The 358-nt window shown below is 48.6% G+C and carries 1 protein-coding gene; it reads left to right on the top strand.

Features of this window, described 5'->3' with window-relative positions:
• The coding region (locus R0K30_RS21305) for a hypothetical protein (RefSeq protein ID WP_410612766.1) at positions 1–358 on the top strand (358 nt) is incomplete at both ends.

The following is a 358-nucleotide window of genomic DNA, read 5'->3' as shown; positions in this document are numbered from 1 at the left end:
AAGCATTGATGTCTCCGCGACAGATAATAACGGTAACGAGCAAGCCGCTTCTACGAATGATGAGTTGGATAACGTTGAAGGCAGCTTGACCGTCATCACCGAAGTGGATGGTGGAATACTCACCGCGTCCGGTACATCTTCTGACTTACCGGAAGGTACGGAAGTTACTATAACCATTACCGACAGCAACGGCGATATTGTAACAGCCACAGCGACTGTGAATGAGGGCGGCAACTACACTGTAAACGCGGATGTCTCTGGCCTGGTGGATGGTGAATTAATCATCGGTGTGTCTGCTACAGACAACAATGGTGAAGCTGTTGCCGCAAACGATACCGTTACCTTAGATAATGTTGAG

It is taken from the genome of Bacillus sp. SIMBA_154 (assembly GCF_046536015.1).
Classification (GTDB): domain Bacteria; phylum Bacillota; class Bacilli; order Bacillales; family Bacillaceae; genus Bacillus; species Bacillus pumilus_P.
The sequence above is the reverse complement of the archived record's forward strand: the minus strand, read 5'-3'. Positions and strand labels throughout refer to the sequence as shown.